A 15,352-nucleotide genomic window follows, 5' to 3' on the forward strand; every position below is an offset into this window, starting at 1 on the left:
AGGGGGTAAAAGTCCGGGGGGGGTGTCGGGGGGCGTTTGGACGGGGTGTGTAGTGCCCCCTGTGCGGGGTTCCCCGGGGCTTGGCCCGGCGCTACCGGTAGCGCCGGGCCATGCCCGGCGGACCGCGATCAGCAGAGCAGCTGCAGGATGTCCAGCTCGCCGTCGGCAAACCAGTCCATGCACAGGCCGACCACCATCAGCAGGCCCAGCGTGGTGGCGCCATGGGTGATGAAGATGGAGTGGGCCAGCGCACGCGCCGAGCGCCCCAGCTTCATGCACACCCGCGCCAAGCGCTGCAGACGGCCGCTGACGGCGTGCACATGCGCGCGTACCGGTGCCTGCACCCCGTTCATCGCCTCGGCCATCATCGCCTGCAGGCTTTCGGGGCGGTCAGCGTAGTACTTGGCCACGCCATAGCCGAACATCAGCCAGTCACGCGCCTGCGCTTCGGCCAGGTCCATGACTTCCAGCGGATCTTCTTCGAAGTCGATGAAACCGACGTTCTGGCCATCCCAGGTGAGGTTGCGCGGCAACGGCTGGCCGAAATAGGCGCCACGTGCGTGTGCTTCGGCAATGGACTGCATTGCCGCGGCCACGAGGCGATCGCGGCCTGCATCGTCGGCTTCGCGCAGGCAGGTATTGAACGAGCTGCCGTTGTCGCCGATCACCAGCGCGGCATGGCCGCTGCCGATCACCGCGGGCACGTTCACGCCCTGCGCCTGCAGTTCCGCCAGCCGGCGGGCCTCGGTTTCGCGCGCGGCGTCGCCACCGCGGTGCGGCGGCGGGCGCAGGGCATCGAGATGGAACCGGCGGGCAACAAAATTGAGCAGGCCCAGGGCCACTGCTCGGCTTCCTTCGCCGTACTGCTTCAGCCAGGCGCGCTGCCCTTCGATGACGATGGGCTCAACCATGACAGTCTCCTTTAACGCATTACGGCCCCAGAGGGGCCGTAACGACGGTTTCACGTTGTCGTAACTGGCACTATCAATAGCGCAGCAGTGCCGAACCCCACGTGAAGCCACCACCGAAGGCTTCCAGCAGCAACAGCTGGCCGCGCTCGACCCTGCCGGAACGAACAGCAGCATCCAGCGCCAGCGGCACCGAGGCCGACGAGGTGTTGCCATGCTTGTCGACGGTGACCACGACCTGGTCCATCGACATCTCCAGCCGCTTGGCGGTGGCTTCGATGATGCGCAGGTTGGCCTGGTGCGGAATCAGCCAGTCCAGGTCGGACTTGGTCAGGCCGTTGGCATCCAGGGTTTCGTCCACGACCGAGTCCAGCGCCTTGACGGCGTACTTGAACACGTCGTTGCCCTTCATGTTGATGGTGCCGCCACCGTTGTTGCCTTCACCGAAACCGACCGAGACGCCGACCGGATTCCACAGCAGCTCTTTCTTGCTGCCATCCGAATGCAGGTGGGTGCTGAGGATGCCGGTTTCTTCGTCGGCCTTGAGCACGACGGCGCCCGCGCCATCACCGAACAGCACGCAGGTGGTGCGGTCTTCCCAATCGACGATGCGGGTCAGGGTTTCCGTGCCGATCACCAGCACATGGCGGGCATCACCGGAGCGGATGAATTTGTCAGCCACGCTGAGCGCGAACACGAAGCCCGAACAGGCCGCGTTGACGTCGAAAGCGGGACAGCCGCTCACACCGAGCTTGGCCTGGATCAGGCACGCGGTGGAGGGAAAGATCAGATCAGGAGTGGTCGTACCGACCACGATCATGTCGAGCTGCGAAGCGTCGATACCAGCGGCTTCGATCGCACGCAGCGCGGCCTGGTAGCCGAGATCGCTGGTGGTTTCGCCTTCGGCAGCGATGTGCCGTTCACGGATACCGGTGCGCGTCTGGATCCACTCGTCCGAGGTCTCGACCATTTTTTCCAGGTCGGCGTTGGTCAGGACTTTTTCCGGCAAATAGCTACCGGTGCCCGCGATCCTCGAGTAGATCCGCTTGCTCATCATGTTTCCTGTTGCACGAGCCGCCGTTCACCGGCGTGCCCGGGAAAGAAGGCGAAGGCCGCTGCCCAGCGGGCAGCGACCTTCCGGCACATCAGTCTTCCTGGACAGCCGAAGACTTGGTCTGGATGACCTTCTTGCCGCGGTAGAAACCGTCAGCAGTGATGTGGTGACGCAGATGCACTTCGCCGGTGGTCGGGTCGGTCGACAGCTGCTTGGCGCTCAGGGCGTCATGCGAACGACGCTGGCCGCGACGGGACGGGGTAACACGGGATTTCTGGACAGCCATGGGATTGCTCCAAACTCGGTTCGTTTTGCTTCGTCGTTTCGTCGCACAGGACGCCAGCGTCCAGCACACTTTTCGCTTTCGCCGCAGCCGCCGACGACAACCGGCTGCTATTGTTTCTTCAATGCCGCCAACGCCGCGAACGGATTGGCCTTTTCAATTTCTTCTTCGGTCGGCGCCCAGTCCTTGTCGACTGCCTCACCGTACGGCGACAGGGGTACCACCGGCACCGCCAGCACCAACTCGTCCTCGACCAGGTCCAACGGACGCAGCTGGTCATCTTCCGGCACCAGCAACGGCTCGTATTCCTCCGGCAAAGACGATTCCTCGTCTTCCTCGCGGATCAGGCCAAGCCTCTGGGTCATCTTCACCGGCAGCAGGAAACGCTGCATGCTGCGCTGACAGGTCAGCGGCAACGCGGTATCGATGGTCAGTTCCACATAGGATACCCGCAAGATCTCGTCGCGACCGAATTCCAGCGAGTAATTACACTCACCTTCGGTATCTGCGACAAGCCCCTGCAGGCGAGTCAATTCAGCCAGGGGAACCTGACCGTCGAAGCGCCTTCGCGCTACGACCATCCGCCAGGCATCCAGCGTTTCGGGTACGTTCGCGGACATAAGCCGCCGAATATTAAGGATCGGCAGGTCGTGTGTCAAATGACTGCCATGAAAGGCTTGCTGTGGCTGGCGGTACCGGGCCAGACTGCCGCGCCCCGCCCCCGGAATTCCCGCATGCCTGCCTTGGTCCTGGCCTCCACCTCCCGCTACCGCCGCGACCTGCTGGAACGGCTGGGCCTGCCCTTCGACTGCGCACGCCCGCAGGTGGATGAGACTGCGGAGGCCGACGAGGCACCGCTGGCGCTGGCGGCGCGCCTGGCCAGCGCGAAGGCGGCCGAGGTGGCCGCCCGCCACCCCGGCAGCTGGGTGATCGGCTCGGACCAGGTGGCGGACCTGAACGGTCAGCCGCTGGGCAAGCCGGGCACGGTCGAGGCGGCCTGCGCGCAGCTGGCGGCAATGTCCGGGCAGACGGTGCGCTTCCACACGGCCATCAGTCTCATCCGAGACGGAGAATCACTTTCGGCAATGGATACGACCCAGGTGCGCTTCCGCGCGCTGCAGGCGGCCGAGATCGCCCGCTACGTGGCGATCGAGCAGCCGCTGGACTGCGCCGGCAGCTTCAAGTGCGAAGGCCTGGGCATCAGCCTGTTCGAGGCCATCGACAACCAAGACCCCACGGCGCTGATCGGGCTGCCGCTGATCGCACTGTGCGGATTGCTGCGCAGGGCCGGATTCGCGGTGCCTTAACCCCGGCACGAAGCACGCTGCCTCAGCGCTTGCCCACCACGAATGGCTGCTCCTGCCACTGCTCCACGCTTCCATCGCGACCGTGCAGGTGCAGGCCCAGCCAGTGCTTTCCCGGTGCCAGCGTCGTGGTATCGAGTGTTGCGTCGAAGCCGACAGCCGGATGTTGCGGATCGGTGCTGTCCGGCCAGGCGTGGCGGATATCGAACACTCGTCCATAGGTGGCGTCGCCGATCGAACGACCATCCACCAGCACTTCAACCCGCGACAGGCCAACGCCCTCCTTGAACGCCCAGCCCTTGATCGCCAGCGTCCCGTTCACCACGTCTCCATTGGCCGGCGAGTCCAGGTAGGCCAGCGCAGGCGTCACGCACGCGCCCTGCGCGCGCTGCACCGGCAGGCGGAACAGCAGGAAGCGCTGGAATCCGTGATCGTTGCTGACCACGCGCGGTGGCGGCAGCGGCCCGACCTGTTCGCAGATGGCGTGATAGCGGGTGAGCAGATCGCGGAAACGCTGATCGCTGGGCGACAGCACCAGCAGCATCGGCACCTCGCGCGCACCTTCATGCACCTGGCCCCATTGCGCCAACTGCGCGGTGCGGCCGTGCTTGTCGTTGAGCGGATGCGGCAGCACGTCGATGTCACCCCGGCCCAACTGGAAGCCCAGTTCGGCGCCCACCTTGAAGTTGCCGGCCAGCACGCGGCTGCCTTCCGGCATCTGCTGCAGTTCTTCGCGGACCGCAGCAGCCAGCGGCTGCCAGCCGGCGAAGTTGCGCGGGTAGTACTTGTCGCCGGCCAACTGCTCGCGCAGCGATGACGAGGACGCCATCAGGTAATAGCCGAAGGCCAGCACCATGCCCAGCCCGGCCAGCCACCAGCCGGTACGCCGCAACCAGCGTGGCCAGCCGTTGAGGATCACCGGCACCGCCACCAGCAGGGCCAGGTAACCCGGCAGCGGCCAATGGAAGCTGATGCGTTCGACATCGGTGAAGAAGCCCAGGGCGAAGATGCCCAGCGTCGATACGCCACCGACCAGGCCGAAATAGCGCCACTGCACGCGTGCACCGCCGCCGTTGCGGGTGCCGGCCAGCGCAACTTTCCACATCGCGATGCACAGGACGGGCGTCACCAGCATCGGCTGGATCACCAGGAACCACAGGCCGCGCCACTCGAATGCCCACGGGTGGCGCTCGACTACCTGGAACTTCAGACCCGCATCGTGATTGTCGGCATTCCAGGCCAACAGCGGCAGCCATGCCAGTACGCCAACGGCCAGGGCCACCCAGACGCGCGGATCGGCCAGCATGCGCCGGCCCTGCGGCAGCGCCAGCAGGGCAATGAAGCCGACGCCGATCACACCGATGAAGCGATAGTGGCTGAGCGCACCGATCAGCAGGCCCAGCGCCAGCTTCACCGCCGAGGAAGCGTCGACGCTGCGCAGCAGGCGTGCGCCGGCGTCCAGGCACAGCACGGCTGCCAGTGCCATCGGCACATCAGGTACGGCCAGCAGGCCCAGCGTGGCCGACAAGGGCATCAGCAGCGTCAAGCTGCCAGCCTGCCAACCGGCAACATTGCCGAACCAGCGCGCTGCAATGCGCGATACCAGCAGCGGCAGCAGTGCACCGATGGCCAGGAACGGCAGGCGCAGCGCAAGCACATGCTGGCCGCCAAGCTCCACACCCAACCGGGTCAACCAGGCCGTCAGCCCCGGCAGATCCGAATAGGCCGCAGCCAGATGCTGGCCTTCCTGCCAATAGAACGCCTCATCGACGAACAACGGCAGGCGTGCGGCCACGACCAGTTTGGCCGCTGTGACGAGCGTCCATAACCAGAGAAAAATCGTACGTGCGCGCTGTTCGCCCTGCATTGATGTATGGATAGAATCGACCGGTTACCGAACTTGAGACGACCATGACAGCTTCGTCCCCCATGCCCAGCATGCTAACCGATCAACTGCGTCAGTCCCTGCGCAATGCGCAGGACCAGGTCAACGCGCTGGTGCTGGGCAAGGTGCATGAGGTGCGGCTGGCCTTCGTGGCCCTGCTCTCTGGCGGCCATCTGCTGATCGAAGACCTGCCTGGTCTCGGCAAGACCACATTGGCCCACGCCTTGGCCAGCAGCCTGGGGCTGAGCTTCCAGCGCGTGCAGTTCACCTCCGACCTGCTGCCTGCCGACGTGCTCGGTGTATCGGTGTACGACGCCGGCAGCCGCCAGTTCCAGTTCCATCCCGGGCCGGTGTTCACCCACGTGCTGCTGGCCGACGAGATCAACCGGGCGCCGCCGCGCACGCAGAGCGCCCTGCTGGAAGCGATGGCCGAGCAGCAGGTCACCCTCGACGGTCAGACACATGCCCTGCCCGATCCGTTCTTCGTGATCGCCACGCAGAACCCGGTGGACCTGTCGGGCACCTTCCCGTTGCCCGACTCGCAGCTGGATCGGTTCCTGCTGCGGCTGGCGATGGGCTATCCGAGCGCGCAGGCCGAGCGTGAACTGCTGCGTGGCAGCGATCGTCGCGACCTGATCGCCCGCGCGCTGCCGCAGCTGGACGACAACCAGGTCCGCACGCTGCGCGAAGCGGTCGGCCAGGTGCATGTCAGCGACGCACTGGTGGACTACGTGCAGGCTCTGCTGACCCGCAGCCGCCAGCACGCCGGCGTACGCGTGGGCTTGTCGCCGCGCGCCGGCCTGGCCCTGCTGCGTGCCGCCAGGGCACATGCGCTGCTGCTCGGCCGTGGCCACGTCGTGCCCGAAGACGTGCAGACCCTGTTCGTGGCGGTGGCGGGCCATCGCCTGGTGGGCGAAGCCGAGTCCAGCACGGGGCCGGCGCTGGCACGGGCGATCCTGCAGACCGTCGCGGTCGATTGAAGATGGCATCGCATGCCCGGCGACTGCTGCAGATGGCACGCCCGCGTACGCCGGAGACGTTGCCGCAGCGGTTGGACCGCCGGCGCATCTATGTGCTGCCCACCCGCTTCGGCCTGTTTGTGGCCTGCCTGCTGGTCGCGATGCTGCTGGGCGCGCTGAATTACAACAACAATCCGGCCCTGTTGCTGGCGCTGCTGCTGACCGCAGCCGCGATCGCCAGCACCATCGCCGCACACCTGCAGCTGTCGGGCGTACAGATCGATGCGATCTCCGCCGAGCCGGTGCCGGCCGGGCAGCCGCTGCGCCTGCGCGTGGACCTGTCGCTGCGCGACCCACGGGCGCGCCATGGCCTGCACCTGCAACTGGGGAACAGCGAAGCGTGGCTCGACCTGCCCGCGCACGGCCGCGGCGAAGCCGCGCTGGAAGTGCCCAGCGAACGCCGTGGCTGGCTGGAACTGCCTCGCATCCGCCTGTCCAGCACCCAGCCGCTTGGCCTGGTCAGGGCGTGGTCATGGGTGTGGCCGGAAGAACCCCTGCTGGTCTACCCGCTGGCCGAAGCGAAGGCACCGCCGCTGCCGCAGCAGGGCAGCGATCCGCTGCACACCCGCGCCCATGCCAACGGCGAGGAACTGCACCAGCTGCGCCCGTATCGCGCCGGGGATCCACCCCGCAGCATTGCCTGGAAACACTCGGCGCGCCGCGACACGCTGCTGGTACGCGAGTATGAAAAACCGATAGGCATCGAGGTCGTGCTGGACTGGCGCGCGCTGGCCCCCTTGGGCCAGGAGGCCCGCATCGCGCGGCTGGCACGCTGGGTGGACAGCGCCGAGCGCGAAGGCCGTCGCTATACGCTGCTGCTGCCGATGCAGCCACCGCTCGGCCCCGGCCAGGGCGCCGGCCACCACCATCTGTGCCTGCGCGCGCTGGCATTGCTTCCCCATGACTGAGCCTGCCCTGCTGCTGGACCGCAACACCCGCACGTGGACGCTGGCCAGCGCCGCACTGGCCTTGTTGCCGCTGCTGCTGCTGCTGCCCACCGCATTGGCCGCGTTGATCGCCGTGGCGGCGCTCGTCACCGCAGCACTGTCACAGCGCGGCGTGCTGCCGATGCCGGTGCGGGTACTGCTGGTGCTGGGCATGCTTGCTGCCATCGTCTGGCAGATGGGGGCGGTGCGCCCCGGCCGGGATACCGGTTGCGCGCTGCTGGCGGCGATGCTGGCGATCAAGTCCAGCGAGCTGCGTACCCTGCGCGATGCACGCAGCCTGCTCGGCTTTGCCCTGTTTTCACCGTTTGCTGCCTTCCTGCTCGACCAGGGGCCGCTGACCACCGTGCTCGCGGTGCTGGCCGGCGTCAGCGCCCTGATTGCGCTGCAGCGCCTGGCGCAGGGTGAAGGCCGCAGTGCGCCGCCGCCGCTGACCACGCAGCTGCGTGGTGTCGGTCGCCTGCTACTGATCGGCCTGCCGCTGGCGCTGGCCTGCTTCTGGCTGTTCCCGCGGTTGGCCACGCCGCTGTGGGGCATTCCCGAACGCGCCGTCGGCACACCGGGGCTGTCGGACACGATGGAGCCGGACAAGTGGCTGGACCTGATGGCCGACGACACCCCGGCCCTGCGGGCGCAGTTCTTCGGCGCGGTTCCAGCGCCGGCACAGCGCTACTGGCGCGGGCCGGTACTGACCCAGTTCGATGGGCATGTCTGGCGACGCGACCGCCGTACCGAAGGCCTGCCGCCAGCCATCGTGGAACACGGCACGGAGGGCTGGGACTATCAGATCGATTACGAACCCACCGACCGTCGCCAGCTGGTCGCGCTGGATCTCCCTACTGCCGCACCAGAGGGCAGCCGGCTGGATGCAGCCCTGAGCCTGAGCAGCGACCGCGCATTGTCCGCACTGAGCCGGTGGCGCCTGCACTCGGCTCCGCCGCAGCGCTTCGATGCCACGCTGTCGTCGTACCAGCGTCGCGCTGCGCTGCAGTTGCCGGAAGGCTTCAACCCACGCACGGCAAGCCTGGCCCGACAGTGGCGGCAGGAAGCGGGCACCGACGACGACGCCGTGGTCCGTCGCGCCCTGGCGTGGATCACCGCGGACTTTTCGTACACGCTGGCAACACCGGCCCCCGGTCGCGATCCGGTCGATGCATTCCTGTTCGAGTACAAGGCCGGCTACTGCCAGCATTTCAGCTCTGCCTTCGTGGTGCTGATGCGCAATGCCGGCATTCCCGCGCGGGTGGTCACCGGGTTCGCCGGCGGCACGCGCAACCGGATCGGCGACTACTGGGTGCTGCGGCGGATGGACGCCCACGCCTGGGCTGAGGTGTGGCTGCCGCAACGCGGCTGGGTACGCATCGATCCGACAGCGGCAGTAGCACCCGAGCGCATCCTGGACACGCTCGACGACCGCCTGCAGGCCGGGGCCGATACCGGCCTGCAGCACCGCTGGCTGCAGCTGGGCCAGGTCGGCGACTGGATGCGCAGGAGCTGGAACGAACTGGTGCTGTCCTTCGACGCGCGCCGCCAGCAGCAGTTGCTGCAACCGTTCGGGCTGGACGACCTCGGCCCTGGACAGCTGCTGGCCGGCTTCGTGATGGCCGCGTTGCTGGCGCTGGCGTGGATGGCGTGGCTGCTGGCCCGTGGCGAACGCGAGCGTGACCCGCTGCTGCGCGCCTGGCACCGGCTGGGGCAGCGCTATGTGCGGCTGGGGCTGGGCCGCGAACCGCACGAACCGGCCCTGCACTGGGCCCGCCGGGTCCACGCACAGCGCCCCGACCCGGCCCTCATCACACTCAGCCAGCGTTTCGCTGATGCACGCTACGCTGGCACTTGTACCGAGCTCGCCCCATTATTGCGGGACCTGCGCAGGCATCGCCCGACTTCCGGAGCCTCCCCATGAATACCAAGTTCCTCCTCACCGCCGTGGCCGCCCTGGCCTTGTCGGCCTGCGCCACGGCCCCCAAGCCGCTGCAGGGACAGTTCAGCCTGGTTTCCCCGCGCGACTCGGTTGCCACCCAGCAGGTCGGCACGCCGGTGCGCTGGGGTGGCCGGATCATCGAAACCAAGCCCGGCCAGGGCGAGACCTGTTTCCAGATCATCTCGCGCCCGCTCAACGGCAGTGGCCGCCCGAACACCACCTCTTCCGATGCCAGCGACGGCCGCTTCATCGCCTGCCGCGCCGGCTTCTACGATCCGGCCGTGTTCGAAGCCGGCCGCGACGTGACCTTCATCGGCAAGATCGATGGCTACGCCAACACCCGTATCGGCGATTACGACTACCGGCTGCCGAAGCTGTCTGCCGACGTGATCTACCTGTGGCCGGAGCAGCGCCAGGTCGATGTGGTGCCCTACCCCTACGGGCCGTGGGGCCCGGGCCCGTATGGCCCGTACTGGGGCGGTTACCGCGGCTGGGGCTGGTGGTAGTCCAGGCCCGGTACGCATGATGCACAAGGCCGCCCATCGGGCGGCCTTTTTTCATCCACGCATGGCGTGGATCGACAGCGCACCAACAACAGTAGATCCACGCCATGCGTGGATGGCCGCCTCAACGCCCTGGCGTACCGAAGTGACCCAGCGGCGCGCCAGCCAGCAGATGCATGTGGATATGGAACACGGTCTGCCCGGCATCTTCACGGCAGTTCATCACGATGCGGTAGCCGTCCTGCGCGAAACCTTCCCGACGCGCGTACTCGGCGGCGGCCAGCGCCAGCTTGCCGATCAGGTGCGCCTGCGATGGCTGCAGGTCATCCAGGGTCGGAATGATCTCGTTCTTCGGAATGAACAGCACGTGCACCGGCGCCTGCGGTGCGATGTCCTTGAACGCCAGCACGTCGTCGTCTTCATAGACGATGGTGGCCGGGATCTCGCGACGGATGATCTTGCTGAAGAGGGTTTCGCTGCTCATGGTCGGCCTCGGCGGGGTGTTTTCCGCATTGTAGGCCGGTAACGCCGGGGCATGCCCGGCATCGACTCAATCGCGCACTTCGCTGCGGGTGCCGAACGCGTGCGACAGCGTGCCGCGATCGACGTACTCCAGCTCACCACCGAGGGGCAGGCCCTGGGCCAGTCGACTCGGCCGCACCTGGCGGGCGCGCGCCAGCTGCGCGAGATAGTGCGCGGTAGCTTCGCCTTCGACGGTGGCGCTGGTGGCAATGATCAGTTCCTGCACCTCCGCCTCGGCCAGGCGCTGTTCCAGCTGCTCCAGACCCAGCTCGCGCGGGCCGATGCCATCCAGCGGCGACAGGCGCCCCTGCAGCACGAAGTAAACGCCGCGATAGCCGGTGGCGTTCTCGATCGCCAGGCGGTCAGCCGGCGATTCCACCACGCACAGCTGGCTGCGCTCGCGGCTGCCATTGGCGCAGGTCGGGCACAGCTCGGTTTCGCTGAAGTCGCGGCACTGCGCACAGTGACCGATGCGTTCAACCGCCTGCGCCAGCGTCTCGGCAAGGCGTTTGCCACCTTCGCGCTCGCGTTCGAGCAGGTGGTAAGCCATGCGCTGGGCCGTCTTCTGGCCTACGCCAGGCAACACCCGCAGTGCATCGATCAGTTGTTCAAGCAGGGGTGCGGACACGGCGGCGTGTTCTGTAGAGCCGAGCGTGCTCGACTGGAAGTTGCGGGCAATCGAGCACGCTCGACGCTACACAGTGCATGGCACCCGGCAGTGCGGGTGCCAGGCCGGACATCAGAACGGCATCTTCATGCCCGGCGGCAGCTGCATGCCGGCAGTGGCCGAACCCATCTTCGACTTCGACTCGGCGTCGATCTTGTTCGATGCGTCGTTGAAGGCGGCGGCGATCAGGTCTTCCAGCATTTCCGGATCACTGGCCAGCGACGGATCGATGCGTACCTTGCGGCACTCCTTGGCGCCGGTCAGGGTAACGCTGACCATGCCGCCACCGGCGCTGCCGGTCACTTCGATCTTGGCGATTTCTTCCTGGGCCTTCTGCAGGTTTTCCTGCATCTTCTGGGCCTGCTGCATCAGTTGGGCGATATTGCCGCGCATGTCGTCTTACTCGTCAAAAGAACGGATGGAATCGGAAACAACCCGGGCGCCGTGCTGCTGGATCAGCAGCTGGACTTCCGGGTCGTCCATGAAAATGGCCTCGGCAGCCTGCTGCCGCTCGCCACGCTGGCGGTCGGCGCGCTGGTGCAGGGTCTCGGCCGGGACCTGCTCGGTTTCCACGGTTTCGACCACGATCTTCAGCGCGTGACCAAGGGACTTTTCCAGCACCTCGCCCAACGCTGCCAGCGCGCGCTCGGAGCGCAGGTATTCAAATCCGGGCGAAAGGCCCAGTTTCAAGACCCCATGCTGGCAACTGATGAAGGCCGCATTGGCCGCAAGCTGTCGCGACGGACCGCTGAGGCCACTGTTGGCGATCAGGTCGAGCCAGTCTTCGGCACAGGCCAGGTCACTGACGCTGCCTGCCGGCGAGGCTTTTTCCTTTGCCGCAACCGGTGCCGGGGCGATGTCGATACCCTCGGCACGGAACGAACGCTCCGGCGCGGCAACAGCCTCTGCAACCGGCGGTGAAGCCGGCGCCGGCGGCTCGTGCCACGGAGCGACCATGGCCGCGTCGGGCGTTGCCATCTCGGCCGCCAGCGCTTCATCGCGCGCGCCAGCCGCGTCGGTCGCCCAAGGCGGCAGGTCATCTGCCTCGGCAGGTGCGTTGGGCGTGGCCGCCTCGGGAGCCAACTGTGCCTTCATCGGCAGCGGTGACCCGGGTTCCTCGATCGGAGCCGGTTCAGGTTCAGGGGTCGGATCCGGTTCCGGGGTCGGCTCGGGCTCCGGCTCGGGTTCGCGCTGTGGCGCCGGGTTCGGCGTCTGCGCGGTTGCCTCCGCCAACACGGGTGCCGCAACTGCCTGGGTGACCGCTGCGGCTTCTGGTGCCGCAGCAGCGGCCGGTGCAGCTCCCTCGTGGCTGCCAGCAAGGCCGCCCCCGGTCTGGCCCGTACCGGTCGGTGCGCTGCCACCGGAGGATTCCGGAGCACGCGGCACCGACGGCACGGCAGCCGCAGGGCGGAACGCCAGCATGCGCAGCACGGCCATTTCAAAGCCGGCGCGCGGGCTGGGCGCCAATGGCAGATCGCGACGACCATTCAGGGCCATCTGATACCAGAGCTGGACCACTTCCGGGCGCAGGCGTTCAGCAAACACGCTGGCATCCAGTCCCTCGGCAGCGGCGGACGCGCCCGGCACCAGTTGCTGCACCTGGATGCGGTGCAGGCCCTCGGCCAGCGCATCGAGCACCCCGCTCCAGTCCGGCGAGAACTCGGCCAGCGCCGCCACCACCTGCAGCAGACGCGGGCCATCGCCCTCGGCCAGGGCATCGAGCATGGCCGCCACCTGGGTGCGGTCGACCGTGCCCAGCATGGTGCGCACCACATCCTCACGCAGCGCACCGCCGGCATAGGCAATGGCCTGGTCGAGCAGCGACAGGCCATCACGCAGGCTGCCGTCGGCGGCCTTGGCCAGCTGCACGATGGCGGTCGGGTCCGACTCGATCTCCTCGGCGGCGAGGATTCGGGTCATCTGCCCCTGGATCTGATCTTCATCCAGGCGCTTGAGGTTGAACTGCAGGCAGCGGCTGAGCACGGTGACCGGCAGCTTCTGCGGATCGGTGGTGGCCAGCAGGAACTTCACATGTTCCGGCGGTTCTTCCAGCGTCTTCAGCAGCGCATTGAACGCGGCCTTGGACAGCATGTGCACTTCGTCGATCAGGTACACCTTGTACTTGCCACGCGAGGGCATGTACTGGGCGTTCTCGATCACCTCGCGCACATCGTCCACGCCGGTATTGGACGCGGCATCGATTTCCAGCAGGTCGATGTAGCGACCGGCGTCGATGTCCAGGCAGGCCGCACACTGGCCGCAGGGATCGGCACTGGTGCCCTGCTCGCAGTTCAGCGACTTGGCGAAGATGCGCGCGATCGTGGTCTTGCCCACGCCGCGGGTACCGGTGAACAGGAACGCATGGTGGACCCGGCCGCTGTCGAGCGCATTGCTGAGCGCACGGACCACGTGTTCCTGGCCCACCAGCTCGGCAAAACGCTTCGGACGCCACTTGCGGGCAAGGACGAGATAGGACATCAGGCCACCGTCTTCCATCGGATGTTCCATTGTGCCACGCCTGTCCAGCCCTCTCGCCCTGCAAACCAGTGCTTGTGTCCTGCCGCTGCGCCCGCTAGAATCTGCGCCCCTGCTGAGGCGTTTGCCGATGGCAGGGATCCGGAGAGGTGTCCGAGTGGTTGAAGGAGCACGCCTGGAAAGTGTGTAAGCGTCTAAACCGCGCTTCGGGGGTTCGAATCCCCCTCTCTCCGCCAGATAAATAAAAAAGGCTGCCCTTCGGGCGGCCTTTTTTATTTATCTGGCTGGGGACGCGAAGTGCGCTGCGCGCGCTTCGCCCCAAACGTTGCTGCGCAACGTTCGGGCCCCCCCTTCGCCGGCCTCTCCCCGCCCCTGTCGGGGCAGCCCCTCAACAGAGGGGCTTGTTCCCCCAGATACGGCAGTAGATCCACGCCATGCGTGGATGACCGAAGGAACCGCGTCCGCCCAGGTTCGACGGCCTGCAGGGGTAGAGCCGGACAGCAGCCCTTTTTTAATCATCTGGCTGGGGACGCGACGCGCGTTCCGCACGCTTCGCCCCAAACGTTGCTGCGCAACGTTCGGCCCCCTCCCTTCGCCGGCCTCTCCCCGCCCCTGTCGGGGCAGCCCCTCAACAGAAGGGCTTGTTCCCCCAGATACGGCAGTAGATCCACGCCATGCGTGGATGACCGAAGGAACCGCGTCCGCCCAGGTTCGACGGCCTGCAGGGATAGAGCCGGACAGCAGCCCTTTTTATTAATCTGGCTGGGGACGCGAAGTGCGCTGCGCGCGCTTCGCCCCAAACGTTGCTGCGCAACGTTCGGGCCCCTCCCTTCGCCGGCCTCTCCCCGCCCCTGTCGGGGCAGCCCCTCAACAGAGGGGCTTGTTCCTCCAGCTATGGCAGTAGATCCACGCCATGCGTGGATGCCTCGGCCCGGTCGCATCGACTACCCGCCCGTGGTCGAGCCTGTCGGCGCGCCCCGCCTTGGCGCCCTCACCTTTCGCTGAACAGCTGGTTCAAGGCCGCATAGCCCGGTGCGCCCTCGGGCATCGCCATCACACCGCCGAGAAAATCCGTGGTCGCCGCAGCCATCGCTGTCCATGCGTGCATGAACAAGGCCGGACCCGCGCTGAGCCGCCGCACACCGGCCTGCGACAGCGCAGCAAACGGCGCCATCCCCGGCAGCCACATCAGGTTGAGAGGCAGCGACACGCCGCTGGCAACTGCAGCAGCCTCGTCCAGCGCGTGAAGCCCGGGCACGAAGCCGCCGTCGGCACCGGCACGTGCATAGGCCTGCAGCCGATCGATGCTCATCCTGACCGCCTCGTCCCGTTCGGCCAGGCCGCGCAGATACACATCGGTGCGCGCATTGATGAACAGCGATCGTCCGCCCAGCGCCGAACGGATGGCGGTGATCTTGCCCACCAGCGCCGCAGGGCTGCCGGCACCGTCTTCGATGTTGATCCCTACCGCACCCGCCTCCACCAGGCGCAGCACCCGCTCAGCGACCGCATCGGGGACATCGCTGTAACCGTCCTCGATATCGACCGTGACCGGCAGCGAGGTCACACCAACAATTTCTGAAACCCGCTGCAGCAGCGCGGTATCCGGCAGCGCACCGCCATCGGCATAACCGCAGGACCACGCCATGGCAGCACTCGATGTTCCCACCGCGACAGCTCCCAGCTGCTGGACCAGGCGGGCGCCACCGGCATCCCATACGTTGGGCAGCACATAAAGACCAGCGCGTTGATGGAGTTGAACGAAGTTCTGGTGAACGTTGGACATGGAAACTCCTGATGACGGGGACCCGCAGTCTGCGTCCGGACCGGTTTCCGGGCTCGCCATATCCGGACATCAATGGTC

General features: G+C 66.9%; 15 protein-coding genes and 1 tRNA gene. 6 read left to right on the top strand and 10 right to left on the bottom strand.

The genetic code is table 11. The features are described from left to right. Window positions 1-128 precede the first annotated feature (128 nt). The 4 genes from ABIA73_RS14895 to ABIA73_RS14910 form a co-directional block, all read right to left on the bottom strand. Window positions 129-911 (bottom strand): BUD32 family EKC/KEOPS complex subunit, encoded by a 783-nt coding sequence (locus tag ABIA73_RS14895; RefSeq protein ID WP_140228415.1) that lies wholly within the window; start codon window positions 909-911, stop codon window positions 129-131. A gap of 73 nt (window positions 912-984) precedes the next feature. Continuing rightward, on the bottom strand, window positions 985-1,962 hold the full coding sequence (locus tag ABIA73_RS14900) for a beta-ketoacyl-ACP synthase III (protein ID WP_025879387.1): 978 nt from the start codon (window positions 1,960-1,962) through the stop codon (window positions 985-987). A 91-nt stretch (window positions 1,963-2,053) separates the two neighbouring features. Further along, the gene (rpmF, locus tag ABIA73_RS14905) at window positions 2,054-2,248 is read right to left on the bottom strand and encodes a 50S ribosomal protein L32 (protein ID WP_025879386.1); all 195 of its coding nucleotides are present in this window, start codon (window positions 2,246-2,248) and stop codon (window positions 2,054-2,056) included. Between the two features lie 107 nt (window positions 2,249-2,355). Then, the gene (locus ABIA73_RS14910) at window positions 2,356-2,865 is read right to left on the bottom strand and encodes a YceD family protein (RefSeq protein WP_354275983.1); all 510 of its coding nucleotides are present in this window, start codon (window positions 2,863-2,865) and stop codon (window positions 2,356-2,358) included. Window positions 2,866-2,979: 114 nt separating this feature from the next. Between ABIA73_RS14910 and ABIA73_RS14915 the strand changes: the two genes are divergently transcribed. Then, a complete protein-coding gene (locus tag ABIA73_RS14915) occupies window positions 2,980-3,552 on the top strand; it encodes a Maf family protein (protein ID WP_223482020.1) in 573 nt (190 codons plus the stop codon). 22 nt (window positions 3,553-3,574) lie between these two features. Here the strand turns inward: ABIA73_RS14915 and ABIA73_RS14920 are convergent, their stop codons facing one another. Then, a complete protein-coding gene (locus tag ABIA73_RS14920; protein WP_354275969.1) occupies window positions 3,575-5,416 on the bottom strand; it encodes a glycosyltransferase family 39 protein in 1,842 nt (613 codons plus the stop codon). Between the two features lie 44 nt (window positions 5,417-5,460). On the opposite strand from ABIA73_RS14920, the gene ABIA73_RS14925 reads away from it, so the two are divergent. Genes ABIA73_RS14925 through ABIA73_RS14940 form a run of 4 tightly spaced genes read left to right on the top strand, consistent with a single transcriptional unit; the run spans window position 5,461 to window position 9,827 of the window. Beyond that, window positions 5,461-6,414, top strand: a complete 954-nt coding sequence (locus ABIA73_RS14925) for an AAA family ATPase (protein ID WP_059063237.1) — start codon at window positions 5,461-5,463, stop codon at window positions 6,412-6,414. 2 nt (window positions 6,415-6,416) lie between these two features. Beyond that, the gene (locus ABIA73_RS14930) at window positions 6,417-7,361 is read left to right on the top strand and encodes a DUF58 domain-containing protein (protein ID WP_354275970.1); all 945 of its coding nucleotides are present in this window, start codon (window positions 6,417-6,419) and stop codon (window positions 7,359-7,361) included. Then, entirely contained in the window at window positions 7,354-9,303 is a 1,950-nt protein-coding gene (locus tag ABIA73_RS14935) for a transglutaminase TgpA family protein (RefSeq protein WP_313283057.1), read from the top strand. Before ABIA73_RS14930 ends, ABIA73_RS14935 begins: the two co-directional genes overlap by 8 nt. Then, the gene (locus ABIA73_RS14940) at window positions 9,300-9,827 is read left to right on the top strand and encodes a Slp family lipoprotein (RefSeq protein ID WP_025879379.1); all 528 of its coding nucleotides are present in this window, start codon (window positions 9,300-9,302) and stop codon (window positions 9,825-9,827) included. Before ABIA73_RS14935 ends, ABIA73_RS14940 begins: the two co-directional genes overlap by 4 nt. Window positions 9,828-9,948: 121 nt before the next feature. Here ABIA73_RS14940 and ABIA73_RS14945 read toward each other — a convergent pair whose 3' ends face one another. The 4 genes from ABIA73_RS14945 to dnaX all read right to left on the bottom strand — a co-directional run bounded on the left by ABIA73_RS14945 (window position 9,949) and on the right by dnaX (window position 13,509). After that, entirely contained in the window at window positions 9,949-10,308 is a 360-nt protein-coding gene (locus ABIA73_RS14945; RefSeq protein ID WP_032977365.1) for a histidine triad nucleotide-binding protein, read from the bottom strand. A gap of 66 nt (window positions 10,309-10,374) precedes the next feature. Further along, a complete protein-coding gene (gene recR, locus ABIA73_RS14950) occupies window positions 10,375-10,974 on the bottom strand; it encodes a recombination mediator RecR (RefSeq protein ID WP_025879377.1) in 600 nt (199 codons plus the stop codon). Window positions 10,975-11,085: 111 nt separating this feature from the next. Beyond that, complete coding sequence (locus tag ABIA73_RS14955) at window positions 11,086-11,406, bottom strand: YbaB/EbfC family nucleoid-associated protein (RefSeq protein ID WP_025879376.1); 321 nt, start codon at window positions 11,404-11,406, stop codon at window positions 11,086-11,088. A 6-nt stretch (window positions 11,407-11,412) separates the two neighbouring features. After that, a complete protein-coding gene (gene dnaX / locus ABIA73_RS14960; protein ID WP_354275984.1) occupies window positions 11,413-13,509 on the bottom strand; it encodes a DNA polymerase III subunit gamma/tau in 2,097 nt (698 codons plus the stop codon). Between the two features lie 122 nt (window positions 13,510-13,631). Here dnaX and ABIA73_RS14965 point away from each other — a divergent pair. After that, window positions 13,632-13,724, top strand: a tRNA-Ser gene (locus ABIA73_RS14965). A gap of 755 nt (window positions 13,725-14,479) precedes the next feature. Here ABIA73_RS14965 and ABIA73_RS14970 read toward each other — a convergent pair. Then, window positions 14,480-15,274, bottom strand: coding sequence for an isocitrate lyase/PEP mutase family protein (locus ABIA73_RS14970; RefSeq protein ID WP_088101172.1), 795 nt, complete (start codon window positions 15,272-15,274; stop codon window positions 14,480-14,482). Between the last annotated feature and the right edge of the window lie 78 nt (window positions 15,275-15,352).

The sequence above is a fragment of the Stenotrophomonas sp. 2694 genome, from assembly GCF_040548715.1.
Taxonomy (GTDB): domain Bacteria; phylum Pseudomonadota; class Gammaproteobacteria; order Xanthomonadales; family Xanthomonadaceae; genus Stenotrophomonas; species Stenotrophomonas indicatrix.

Excerpts from the sequence above, each read along its gene's own strand:
- ABIA73_RS14895 (WP_140228415.1), bottom strand. The coding sequence starts at position 911 with ATGGTTGAGCCCATCGTCATCGAAGGGCAGCGCGCCTGGCTGAAGCAG.
- ABIA73_RS14900 (WP_025879387.1), bottom strand. The coding sequence starts at position 1,962 with ATGAGCAAGCGGATCTACTCGAGGATCGCGGGCACCGGTAGCTATTTG.
- rpmF (WP_025879386.1), bottom strand. The coding sequence starts at position 2,248 with ATGGCTGTCCAGAAATCCCGTGTTACCCCGTCCCGTCGCGGCCAGCGT.
- ABIA73_RS14910 (WP_354275983.1), bottom strand. The coding sequence starts at position 2,865 with ATGTCCGCGAACGTACCCGAAACGCTGGATGCCTGGCGGATGGTCGTA.
- ABIA73_RS14915 (WP_223482020.1), top strand. The coding sequence starts at position 2,980 with ATGCCTGCCTTGGTCCTGGCCTCCACCTCCCGCTACCGCCGCGACCTG.
- ABIA73_RS14920 (WP_354275969.1), bottom strand. The coding sequence starts at position 5,416 with ATGCAGGGCGAACAGCGCGCACGTACGATTTTTCTCTGGTTATGGACG.
- ABIA73_RS14925 (WP_059063237.1), top strand. The coding sequence starts at position 5,461 with ATGACAGCTTCGTCCCCCATGCCCAGCATGCTAACCGATCAACTGCGT.
- ABIA73_RS14930 (WP_354275970.1), top strand. The coding sequence starts at position 6,417 with ATGGCATCGCATGCCCGGCGACTGCTGCAGATGGCACGCCCGCGTACG.
- ABIA73_RS14935 (WP_313283057.1), top strand. The coding sequence starts at position 7,354 with ATGACTGAGCCTGCCCTGCTGCTGGACCGCAACACCCGCACGTGGACG.
- ABIA73_RS14940 (WP_025879379.1), top strand. The coding sequence starts at position 9,300 with ATGAATACCAAGTTCCTCCTCACCGCCGTGGCCGCCCTGGCCTTGTCG.
- ABIA73_RS14945 (WP_032977365.1), bottom strand. The coding sequence starts at position 10,308 with ATGAGCAGCGAAACCCTCTTCAGCAAGATCATCCGTCGCGAGATCCCG.
- ABIA73_RS14955 (WP_025879376.1), bottom strand. The coding sequence starts at position 11,406 with ATGCGCGGCAATATCGCCCAACTGATGCAGCAGGCCCAGAAGATGCAG.
- dnaX (WP_354275984.1), bottom strand. The coding sequence starts at position 13,509 with ATGGAAGACGGTGGCCTGATGTCCTATCTCGTCCTTGCCCGCAAGTGG.
- ABIA73_RS14970 (WP_088101172.1), bottom strand. The coding sequence starts at position 15,274 with ATGTCCAACGTTCACCAGAACTTCGTTCAACTCCATCAACGCGCTGGT.